Source organism: Sulfitobacter sp. HI0129 (genome assembly GCF_001635395.1).
Taxonomy (GTDB): Bacteria; Pseudomonadota; Alphaproteobacteria; order Rhodobacterales; family Rhodobacteraceae; genus Sulfitobacter.
The window spans coordinates 1-11,147 of the sequence record NZ_LWGH01000393.1 but is presented as its reverse complement, the minus strand read 5'-3'; the positions used below and the strand labels follow the sequence as shown (position 1 = coordinate 11,147).

Here is an 11,147-nt window from a genome sequence, read left to right as displayed (position 1 = left end):
CAAGACCCTGATCCGCGATCCTTACGCGATCTATGCCAAACATGTCCTGCGCCTGCGGCCAATGGATCCGCTGATGCAGACCGCCGATGCGCTGACCCGGGGCATCGCGGTCCATGAGATCATGGAACACTTCGTGCGCGAAGCCGCGAAAGACCCCGATAGCCTGAACCGCGACCGGCTGATGCAGATCGCGCGTGAGGTATTACAGGAACAGGTTCCATGGCACGCGGCGCGCAAGCTCTGGCTCGCCCGGATCGAACGGATCGCGGATTGGTTCGTCGCGGGGGAGCAGGCCCGCCTTGCGATGGCGGAGCCTGTTGCCTTCGAACGGGACGCGAGCGGCACGCATCTGTTCGACGACATCGGATTTACCATTCGCGGCACCGCCGACCGGATCGACCGCACCCGGGGGGGACAGGCGATCATCTACGACTACAAGACCGGAAAGCCGCCCACCAAGGAACAGCAAAGGTTCTTCGACAAGCAGTTGCTCATTGAGGCGGCCATGGTCGAAGAAGGCGCATTCTCTGCCGTGGGGCCCGCCAGTGTGGCCGGGGCGATCTTTATCGGGTTGGGCACCAGCCCCGCCGAAGTTGCCGCCCCATTGGACGAAGAAACCCCGGCAGAGACGATGATGGGCCTGCACAAGTTGCTGTCGGCCTATCTGCAGCCTGCGCAGGGCTTCACCTCCCGCCGGATGATGGAACGCGAAGGCTATGGCGGCGTCTATGACCAGCTTGCCCGCTTCGGTGAGTGGGATACGACGCAGCTTCCCGAGGGGCCGGCAGATGAATGACACGGCCCTGAACGACGCGACCCGCGCCCAGATCGAAGCCGCGCGGCCCGATGCCTCCACATGGCTCGGGGCGAATGCAGGGTCGGGCAAGACCCGCGTGCTGACGGACCGGGTTGCCCGATTGCTGCTCGACGGGGTCGATCCGCAGAAAATTCTCTGCCTGACCTACACCAAGGCCGCCGCGTCGGAGATGCAGAACCGCCTGTTCAAACGTCTCGGCGCCTGGGCGATGCTGAGCGATGCGGAGTTGCGCAAGGCGCTCGAAGAACTCGGCACGACGGGTGAGATCGGGACCGCGCAGTTGCGGGATGCGCGCACCCTCTTTGCCCGCGCGATCGAAACCCCCGGCGGCCTTAAAATCCAGACGATCCATTCCTTCTGTGCGTCTCTGTTACGGCGGTTTCCGCTCGAATCCCGGGTCAGCCCCCAATTCATCGAGATGGAGGAACGCGCAGCCGATCTGCTGCGCGCCGACATCGTGGAGAATATGGCAGGGGATCCGGAGGGTGATCTGATGGAAGCTGTCGCCCAGCATTGCGGGGCGGAGGATCTATCCTCTCTCACGCAGGCGATCGTGTCCAAACGCGAAGCCTTTGAGGCCCCCCTGGATGAGGCGGATTGCCTGACACTCTTCGGCCTCGACGCCGGCACCACCGAGGCTTCGATCTGCGCAGAGGTTCTCCTGGGGGGAGAGGCTGATCTGCTGGCGAGCCTTCAGCCTTTTCTGAAGGAAGGTTCCCCGACGGATCAGAAAGCCGCGGATGCGCTGGCTTCGGTACGGCAGTTGGATCACGATGCCCTTCAGGTTCTGGAATCCGTGATGCTGACAGGGGCAAGCGCGGCGGAGCCCTTCGGCGCCAAGATCGACAAGTTTCCCACCAAGGCCACGCAGAAGAAATCGGGCCACCTTCAGGATGATCTCAACGCGCTGATGAAACGCGTGGAATCCGCCCGCGCGCGCCGGATCGCCCTTGCCGCCGCGCGGCGCACTTTCGTTCTGCACCGCTTTGCCAGCGAGTTCCTGCACCGCTATGCCGAAGCCAAAGAGGCGCGCGGCTGGCTCGACTTCGACGATCTGATCCTGAAAGCACGCAGCCTTCTGACCGACAGCGAGGCCGCGGCATGGGTGCTTTACCGCATCGACGGCGGCATCGATCACATCCTCGTCGACGAGGCGCAGGATACATCCCCCCGGCAATGGGACGTCATCGAACGGCTGACGGATGAATTCTTTTCCGGCGTCGGAGCGCGCGAAGGGAACGCGCGCACGATCTTTGTCGTAGGGGACAAGAAACAGTCGATCTATTCGTTCCAGGGCGCCGATCCGCTGGAATTCGACCGGCGGCGGGCGCATTTCGAAACCGCGTCCAGGGAGGCGCGCAAAACATTTCAGAACCGAAGCCTCGATTATTCCTTCCGCTCCTCCTCGGCGATCCTGCGCCTTGTCGATACGATGTTCGATCCCCGCCAGCGCGGAACCTTCGACAAGGACACCCAGCATATCGCCTTCAAGGACTCGCTGCCCGGGCGGGTCGATCTCTGGCCGGTGGTGCCCCCCGCCGAAAGCGCGGATGACAGGGTCTGGACCGATCCGCTGGATCGAAAAGGCGAACGGCATCATGACGTTCTGCTGGCGGAACAGATCGCCGCGCAGATCAAGACGCTGGTGGAAGAAGAACATTACATCCCCGACGACGACGCGGAGACCGGCGTTTTCCGTCGCCGGATCAGGCCGGGCGATTTCCTCATCCTCGTGCAGCGCCGGTCTGCCGTCTTTTCCGAGATCATTCGCGCATGCAAGGCCGCCGGTCTGCCCATCGCCGGGGCGGACCGGTTGAAGGTGGGCGCGGAACTGGCCGTCAGGGACATCGGCGCCTTGCTGTCCTTTCTGGCCACCGCCGATGACAGCCTTTCGCTGGCCACCGCGCTGCGCTCCCCCCTCTTCGGCTGGTCCGAAGACGAGCTGTTCGAACTGGCCCACCCGCGCCGCGAAAAGCACCTTTGGCAGGCGCTCAGGAACGAAGGGGGAAGATGGCCGCAAACCGTTTCTATGCTGCGGGATCTGAGGGATCAGATCGACTTTCTGCGGCCCTATGACCTGATCGAACGTATCCTCACCCGGCATGACGGGCGGCGCAAACTGCTTGCCCGGCTAGGGCCGGAGGCGGAAGACGGGGTCAACGCGATGCTCTCGCAGGCTCTGGCCTATGAACGCAACGCGGTGCCCAGCCTCACGGGGTTTCTGCAATGGATGGAAACCGACGATCTGGAGATCAAGCGGCAGATCGACAGCGCGACAGATCAGATCAGGGTGATGACGGTGCATGGGGCAAAGGGGCTCGAAGCGCCCATCGTCATCCTGCCCGATACCGCGCCCCGTCGCGTCGATATACGCGATCAGATTGTCGAACTGCCCGAAGGACCGGTCTGGAAGCCGCTGGCCGCCCAGATGACGCCGGAAATTCAGGCCCGGACCGAAGAGATGAAGGCCGCGATACGCGAAGAACGGCTGCGGCTGCTCTACGTGGCGGCGACGCGGGCCGAAAAATGGCTGATCGTGGCGATGGCCGGAAAGCCGGGCAAGGACGGCTCCGGCTGGTATGACATCGTCGAGGACGCAATCGGCACGTTGAGAAGCCCGGGCACCGGGGATGGAACGCTGCGGTTCGAGGAAGGCGATTGGGATGCCCTCCCCATCCGCGACATCCGCCCGCAGGCGCAGCGCCCTGCCCTGCTCGACCCGGCGTTCACGCAAGCGCCGCCCGCCTTGCTGCCCCCGCCAGAGGTGCTGTCACCCTCGGACCTAGGCGGCCCGAAGGCCCTGCCCGGTGACGAAGGCTGGGACCACGATGCTGCGACGAACTATGGCACGCTGGTGCATTTCCTGCTGGACAAGCTTCCCGGTCTGAACACGGAAGCTGCCGGCGATGTGATCCGCACGCTTGTCCCGACGGTTGATGAAACCCTCCTCGCCCAAGCCGAGGCGGAAGCGCGCGCGGTGATCGACGCCCCCTCCTTCGCGCACTTTTTCGGCAATGAGACCTACAGTGAAGTCGCCGTCACCGGCCTTTACGGGGCCCGCCGGCTGCATGGATCAATCGACCGGCTGATCATCACGCCGGACCGGATCGTGGCGCTCGATTACAAGACGAACCGCGTCGTTCCAGCGGATGTCTCCCACTGCCCCGAAGGTATTCTGCGGCAGATGGGGGCCTATCTGCATCTGCTGCGACAGATATATCCCGAGAGGGAGATCGAGGTCGGGCTCCTCTGGACGAACGGCCCGGCCTATATGCCACTTCCGGAAAGGCTGGTACTGGACGCACTGGCCCGCGCGCCCGACCTTGACGGCGATAGGCCCGCTACATAGGTACATTCCTTAACATTCCCTGTCAGGAGAGCATCATGGCAACCGTCGCAGTTACCGATTCCACATTCGACGCAGAAGTTAAAAACGCAGATATCCCGGTAGTCGTGGACTTCTGGGCCGAATGGTGCGGCCCCTGTAAGCAGATCGGTCCCGCCCTTGAAGAATTGTCCGACGAGATGGACGGCAAGGTGAAGATCGTAAAGGTCAACGTCGACGAAAACCCCAACAGCCCCGCACAGATGGGCGTTCGCGGTATCCCTGCGCTGTTCCTGTTCAAGGACGGTCAGGTCGTTTCCAACATGGCGGGCGCACGGCCCAAGGCCGCGCTGCAAAGCTGGATCGAAGAATCCATCTAAGTCACGCCAAAGACTGACAGATCAAGGGGCGTCCGCCATGCGGGCGCCCTTCTTGCATGATCGGGTCCGCGTCCTTCGACGCATGCGCCACGCGACCTGCACCCCCGGGGCGGCGCGCGCTCCGGCTGACAAATGCCGGTGGCCTTGTACCCTCTTCGCGCGGCGGCCATATAGGCCCGAGACACAGGAGACCCAGATGGCAGAACAGGAATTCCCCGGTTGGCACGGCACCACGATCATCGGCGTCAAAAAGGGTGGCCGCGTGGTCATTGCCGGTGACGGTCAGGTGAGCCTCGGACAGACGGTCATCAAGGGAACCGCGCGCAAGGTCCGCAGGCTCAGCCCCGGCGGCTTTGACGTGGTGGCCGGCTTTGCCGGGTCCACGGCGGATGCCTTCACCCTGCTGGAACGGCTGGAATCCAAGTTGGAGGCGACCCCCGGTCAACTGGCCCGCGCCAGCGTCGAACTCGCCAAAGACTGGCGTACCGACAAGTACCTGCAAAAGCTTGAGGCGATGCTGATCGTTTCGGACGGTACGGAACTGCTGGTCATCACCGGCGCGGGCGACGTGCTGCAGCCGGAGCATGACGTGGCCGCGATCGGGTCGGGCGGCAACTACGCGCTGGCCGCCGCCCGCGGCATGATGGACAGCGACCGCGACGCGGAAACCATCGCCCGCGACGCCATGGCCATCGCCGCTGACATCTGTGTCTATACCAACGGCAATCTGACGGTGGAGAGTATTTCCAAATGACCGACCTGACCCCGCGCGAAATCGTATCCGAACTGGATCGCTTCATCATCGGCCAGAAAGATGCCAAGCGTGCCGTTGCGGTGGCCCTGCGCAACCGGTGGCGCCGCAAGCAGCTGGACGACGATCTGCGCGATGAGGTCTATCCCAAGAACATCCTGATGATCGGGCCAACCGGCGTCGGCAAGACCGAGATCAGCCGCCGCCTTGCAAAGCTCGCCCGCGCGCCGTTTCTGAAGGTCGAGGCGACCAAGTTCACCGAAGTCGGCTATGTCGGGCGGGACGTGGAACAGATCGTGCGCGATCTGGTGGATTCCGCCATCGCCATGACGCGCGAATACATGCGCGAAGACGTGAAGGCCAAGGCGGAGAAAGCGGCAGAGGAACGCGTGATCGACGCCATCGCCGGCACCGATGCGCGCGACGGCACGCGCGAGATGTTTCGCCGCAAACTGAAGTCGGGCGAACTTGCCGACACCACCATCGAACTGGAGGTATCGGATACGACGAACCCGTTCCAGATGATGGATATTCCCGGCCAGCCCGGCGGCGGCATGGGGATGATGAACCTTGGTGACATGTTCGGAAAGGCGCTGGGCGGGCGCACTACGAAGAAAAGAATGACGGTCGCCGAAAGCTACGATGTGCTCATCGGGGAAGAGGCCGACAAGCTGCTGGACGATGAAACCGTAACAAAGACGGCGATTGACGCGGTGGAGCAGAACGGAATCGTGTTTCTGGACGAGATCGACAAGGTCTGCGCCCGCAGCGACGCCCGTGGCGGCGACGTCTCCCGCGAAGGGGTACAACGCGACCTGCTGCCCCTGATCGAAGGCACCACTGTGAGTACGAAACATGGCCCGGTCAAGACAGACCATATCCTGTTCATCGCATCGGGCGCGTTCCATATCGCCAAACCGTCGGACCTGCTGCCGGAACTGCAGGGCCGCCTGCCCATCCGGGTCGAACTGCGGCCGCTGACCGAGAAGGATTTCGTCCGCATCCTGACCGAAACCGACAACGCGCTGACGCTGCAGTACACAGCCCTGATGGGTACGGAGAACGTCAAAGTGCGCTTTACCGAAGACGGGATCGCGGCACTGGCCAAGATCGCCGCCGATGTGAACCAGTCGGTGGAAAACATCGGGGCGCGCAGGCTCTATACCGTGGTGGAGCGGGTGTTCGAGGAACTGTCCTTCACCGCGCCGGATCGCGGGGGCGAGGAAGTCGTCGTCGATGATGATTTCGTCGAAAAGAACCTCGGGGAGCTGACGCGCTCCACCGACCTCAGCCGCTACGTGCTTTAACGCTTCCAATTCCGCCATGCGCCTGAAATGCAGGGGCATGGCGTACCTGCGTTTCCTTCGTGACAATTGGCTGTTCCTGTCCGCGGGCTTCCTGCTGACATTCACGTCGTCCTACGGGCAAACCTATTTCATCTCGCTTTTCGCGGGCGATATTCGTGGAGCCTTCTCGCTCAGCGACGGGGAATGGGGCGGGATCTACACCATCGGCACGACGCTTTCGGCGATCACCATGATCTGGGCGGGCGTGCTGACGGACAGGTTCCGGGTCAGGGCGCTGGCGCTTGGGGTCATGCTCGCCCTCGCGCTGGCGTGTCTGGGCATGGCGGTGGCGACCAGTGCCGTGGCGCTGGTCTTGGTGATCTATGCGCTTCGTCTGACGGGGCAGGGGATGATGTCACAGCTCGGGGCCGTGGCCATGGTCCGCTGGTTCGAAGCCTCGCGGGGCAAGGCGCTTTCGCTGTCCTCCATGGGTTTCGCGGCGGGCCAGGCCATTCTGCCCATCGTCTTCGTGGGGCTGTTCACCAGTTTTCACTGGCGCAGCCTTTGGGTGCTGGCCGCCGTGCTGGTGATCCTGACCATTCCGCTCATCCAACTGGCGCTACGGCAGGAACGAACCCCGCAGGCCATGGCGGACGAAGCGCAGGTGGCCGGTATGGGCGGGCGGCACTGGACGCGGCCCCAGATGCTGCGTTCGGGGCTGTTCTACCTGATGATCCCCATGGTGGTCGGACCCTCCGCCTGGGGGACGGCGCTGTTCTTTCAGCAGGTCCATCTGGTGGAGGTGAAGGGCTGGGCGCTCGTTTCCTTCGTGGCGCTGATGCCTGTCTATACCCTGTCAGCAGTGCTGAGCACCTTCGCGTCCGGCTGGGCCATCGACCGCTTCGGCGTCAGCCGGATCGTCCCCGTCCAGATGTTGCCCTTTGCGCTGTCTTTCGCCGTAATGGCCTATGCAGAAACGATTTTCATGGCGGGTATCGCGCTGGTGATCTTCGGGGTCGGGCAGGGGCTGCAATCTACCGCGCCCGCTGCGTTCTGGGCGGAATATTTCGGCACACGGCATCTGGGCGCCATCAAATCGGCGGCGGCGGCGCTCATGGTGTTCGGGTCGGCAATCGGGCCGGGGGTGACGGGGGCGTTCATCGATATGGGGGTCGATTTCCCCAAGCAGATGCTCCCCATCGCGCTGTTCTACCTTGTCGCTGCCGCGCTGGCCACAACCGGCATCGCCCGCTATGGCAAGCGGCTCGCCGTCTAACGCTGGCGGCGCAGATACACGTAATAGGCCCCGCCGCCACCATGACTGATATGCGCGGGCGTGACCTGCAGCACCAGCCCGCCGAGCGGCGGGGCCGACAGCCATTGCGGCACCTGATGGCGCAACACGCCGTGGCGCACCGGGATCGGGCCGCCGTCGTCCCGCCGTTTGCCCTTGCCGGTGATCACCAGAACCAGCCGCTTTCCCCGCCGATGCGCCTGAAGGATAAATCCGGTGAGCGCGGGATGGGCCTGTTCCAGCGTCATGCCGTGCAGGTCGATCCGACCCTCCGGCTTCAGCTTGCCCCGCTTCATCTTGCCGAAGGCCTTGGTATCCATGCGTACCGGCGCGGAACGAAGCTGTTCGCCGAGCGGCGGTGCCACATCATGGGAACCGGCCGGTCGCTTGGGCGCGGGGGGCGGAACAGACCGGGCCTTGGGCTTTGCAAAGCTGGGCTGGGGGGTCTCTTTCGTCTCTACCTCGGGGGTAAACAGCGTTTTCAGGTTCAGCCGTTCCGTTCTATCCGTGACCTTGCGCCAAAGCGCCAGATCGTCGTCATTGAGCCGCCGCCGTTTCATATCGCGCTTTCCGGCAGAAGCGCATAGGCCCCCTGTATCGGCAGCAGTACCACCATCCGCCCCGGATCCCGTAGCCGCCCCGCCGCACGCCCCGCGCCATCCCCGGTGCCAAAGAAGATATCGGCCCGTTGCGCGCCCTTGATCGCAGACCCGGTATCCTGCGCGATCATGAGCCTGCGCATGGGGGTTTCGCCGTCCTTTTCGATCCAGACGGGCGCGCCAAGGGGGACATACTCGGGATCGACGGCAATGGTGCGCAGCTTGGTAACCGAACGGTTCATCGCGCCCAAGGGTCCGCGATCCGCCGGGACCATGCTGACTTCGCGGAAGAAAACGTAAGAGGGGTTGTGGAACAGCAGTTCCTTTCCGTCCTCGGGATTGCGCCGAACCCAGTTCTTGATGACTTCGGCGCTGACCTGATGCGCTTCGTAAATGCCCTGTCGCACCAGTTCGACCCCGATGGAGCGGTAGGGGTGCCCGTTGGCCCCGCGATACCCGACGCGAAGGCGTTTGCCATCCGGCAGCCTGATCCTGCCCGACCCCTGGATCTGCAGGAAAAACAGCTCAACCGGATCGTCGACCCAGGCGATTTCAAGCCCGCGGTCGTCCATCACGCCGCTTTCGAGGATCTCGCGCCGGGTCAGCCACGGGTTCAGGTCCAGCGCCTCGGGTGGCATGGTATAGACGGGATAGCGAAACCGTTCGGATTTATAGAGATCGCCATCAAGCTCCGGTTCGAAATAGCCGGTAAAGAGCGCATCCGCGCCGTCGTTCATCAACACGGGGCGGAACAGCAGTTCGAAAAATTGTTTCGGGTCAGGCTCGCTTTTCGCGAATTTGCAAAGGTTGCGCCAGTCGACGTCCTTCATGTCTTTGCAGGTGTTCAGAAAAACCTTGAGCGCCGCCGCGTGGTCGTCTTCGTGCCAGCCGTCGAGCTGATCGAAATCCAGCACCTCGTATTGCGCCTCTGCCGCGGCTGGCCCCGTGATCGTCATCAGGGCACCCATGGCAAAGGCCGCAACACAGGCAATCAGCCGTCTGTGGATACAAGCAGCCAATTCGGATCGTCCGAGCCCATGACGCGGGCGAATACCCAAGTGTCCTTCTGGCGTTTCACTTCCGATGTGCTGCCTTCGACGATCTCGCCTTCGGCATTGCGGACCGCCGATGTCAGTTCCGCGACAAAGCGGATCGTCATCTCGGCTTCCTTGGTGTCGTCGTCCAGTTTGGCGCTGACCAGTTCCATTTCGCGGACACCGATGAAATTCGCCTCGATCGTGAGGCCCTGATCCTCCCGCGCGGCCACACCGTCGACGAAGCTTTCGTAGATCTCTTCGGAGAGGAAGGGCTGGATTTCCGCCAGATCGCCGCGTTCATAGCCCATCACGATCATCTCGTAGGCGCTGCGCGCGCCCTGCAGAAAATCGCTCACCCCGAAGGAGGGTTCGATGCGCTTCATCTCGGCCAGTGCCTTGGCGTCTTCGCTGTTTTCCGGAACATGATCCGTGATGTCGAGGTCGGGACCGCCTTCGATCACCTCCAGCGCGGGGCCGGTCCGCTTGCTGGGCGACTGGTCCGTCACGGGGGGCTTTTCAAACCCTTCCCGTGTGCCCAGCACATTCTTCAGCCGCAGGATCAGAAAGATGGCAATGCCTGCGAGCACCAGAAGTTGTATCATGGGCGAATTCATATAGGGACCTCTTGCGGCGAACATGGAAAGACGCGGTTAGACGCCTTATGTAGGGGCTTCACCGGGCCAAGTCCACTGCGCCCGCCTCCAAAGCGCCGTACCTGACGGTTTGTCTGAAAAGGATTGTAACATATGTGGCTATTGTTCGCATTCATTGCCGTACCGCTGATCGAAATCGCGCTGTTCATTCAGGTCGGCGGATTGATCGGGCTGGGCTGGACGCTGGCCATCGTATTGATCACCGCCGTCCTCGGCACCTGGCTGGTCAGGTCGCAGGGTGCGCTGGCACTTGGCCAGCTTCGCAGTTCGTTCAACGATCTGCGCGATCCGACCGAACCGCTGGTGCATGGGGCGCTGATCCTTTTCGCGGGCGCGCTTTTGCTGACGCCGGGCTTTTTCACCGATGCCGTCGGCTTTTCGCTTCTGGTTCCGCAGATACGGCACACCATCTATGAACAAATTCGTAACCGTGTGCGCATACATACGGCAGGCGGGCCGCAACCCGGCGGGCCCGGTGGGCCGCGCGGCCCCGTGCGCCCGACCCGGGGCGGCGACGTGATAGAAGGCGACTACGTGGAGATCGACGAAACCCCGCCCACGGAGGAGCGGAACACGCAGCGGCGGGACCATTGAGGGCGCTCCGGCAAGCTGCTAAATGCGTCTGAACTTTCATTCAATCCGTTCAGCGAGGAATTCATCATGGCAGAGTCCGCCGAAGGCCAACAGCAACCCCAGCAGCAGCAACAGCAGCAACAACCGCAGATGCGCGTTCTGGGACAATTCGTCCGCGACATGTCGTTCGAAAACATCATGGCGCAGAAAGGCGTCGGCGCGGATGTTCAGCCCGATGTTCAGGTTCAGGTAAACCTCGATGCGAAGAAGCGGTCGGCGGAAAACCAGTACGAGACCGCGATCAAGCTGAACATCACCTCCAAGGGCAAGGACAGTGACATCACCCTGTTCCTGCTGGAGATTGACTACGTCGGCATCTTCAACATTCAGAACGTCGCCGAAGACCAGCTGCACCCGTTCCTGCTGATCGAA

11 protein-coding genes are annotated in these 11,147 nt (G+C 62.8%); 8 read left to right on the top strand and 3 right to left on the bottom strand.

Annotated elements, in window-relative coordinates:
- The 6 genes from A3764_RS10350 to A3764_RS10325 form a co-directional block, all read left to right on the top strand.
- On the top strand, positions 1-796 hold a 796-nt coding region (locus A3764_RS10350), incomplete at its 5' end, for a PD-(D/E)XK nuclease family protein (RefSeq protein WP_201722422.1).
- Positions 789-4,166: a double-strand break repair helicase AddA gene (gene addA / locus A3764_RS10345; RefSeq protein WP_067921432.1), complete on the top strand. Its 3,378-nt coding sequence runs from the start codon at positions 789-791 to the stop codon at positions 4,164-4,166. The genes A3764_RS10350 and addA, both read left to right, overlap by 8 nt.
- A gap of 35 nt (positions 4,167-4,201) precedes the next feature.
- Positions 4,202-4,522 carry a thioredoxin gene (trxA, locus tag A3764_RS10340; protein WP_067921434.1) on the top strand — a complete coding sequence of 107 codons (321 nt, stop codon included), beginning with the start codon at positions 4,202-4,204 and terminating at the stop codon, positions 4,520-4,522.
- Positions 4,523-4,718: 196 nt separating this feature from the next.
- On the top strand, positions 4,719-5,276 hold the full coding sequence (gene hslV, locus A3764_RS10335) for an ATP-dependent protease subunit HslV (RefSeq protein ID WP_067921436.1): 558 nt from the start codon (positions 4,719-4,721) through the stop codon (positions 5,274-5,276).
- A complete protein-coding gene (gene hslU, locus A3764_RS10330) occupies positions 5,273-6,580 on the top strand; it encodes an ATP-dependent protease ATPase subunit HslU (protein WP_067921438.1) in 1,308 nt (435 codons plus the stop codon). The genes hslV and hslU overlap by 4 nt, the downstream gene beginning before the upstream one ends.
- A gap of 37 nt (positions 6,581-6,617) precedes the next feature.
- A complete protein-coding gene (locus tag A3764_RS10325; protein ID WP_067951564.1) occupies positions 6,618-7,835 on the top strand; it encodes an MFS transporter in 1,218 nt (405 codons plus the stop codon).
- On the opposite strand, the gene A3764_RS10320 is transcribed toward A3764_RS10325, so the two are convergent.
- Genes A3764_RS10320 through A3764_RS10310 form a run of 3 tightly spaced genes read right to left on the bottom strand, consistent with a single transcriptional unit; the run spans position 7,832 to position 10,103 of the window.
- Entirely contained in the window at positions 7,832-8,413 is a 582-nt protein-coding gene (locus A3764_RS10320; RefSeq protein ID WP_067923956.1) for a Smr/MutS family protein, read from the bottom strand. The two genes, A3764_RS10325 and A3764_RS10320, sit on opposite strands and share 4 nt — an antisense overlap.
- The gene (mltA, locus tag A3764_RS10315) at positions 8,410-9,408 is read right to left on the bottom strand and encodes a murein transglycosylase A (RefSeq protein WP_443069372.1); all 999 of its coding nucleotides are present in this window, start codon (positions 9,406-9,408) and stop codon (positions 8,410-8,412) included. Before mltA ends, A3764_RS10320 begins: the two co-directional genes overlap by 4 nt.
- Before the next feature lie 35 nt (positions 9,409-9,443).
- On the bottom strand, positions 9,444-10,103 hold the full coding sequence (locus A3764_RS10310) for a Tim44/TimA family putative adaptor protein (RefSeq protein WP_067922837.1): 660 nt from the start codon (positions 10,101-10,103) through the stop codon (positions 9,444-9,446).
- Between the two features lie 132 nt (positions 10,104-10,235).
- Between A3764_RS10310 and A3764_RS10305 the strand changes: the two genes are divergently transcribed.
- Positions 10,236-10,736 carry an FxsA family protein gene (locus A3764_RS10305; RefSeq protein ID WP_067951563.1) on the top strand — a complete coding sequence of 167 codons (501 nt, stop codon included), beginning with the start codon at positions 10,236-10,238 and terminating at the stop codon, positions 10,734-10,736.
- Positions 10,737-10,802: 66 nt separating this feature from the next.
- On the top strand, positions 10,803-11,147 hold a 345-nt coding region (locus A3764_RS10300; protein WP_067951562.1), incomplete at its 3' end, for a protein-export chaperone SecB.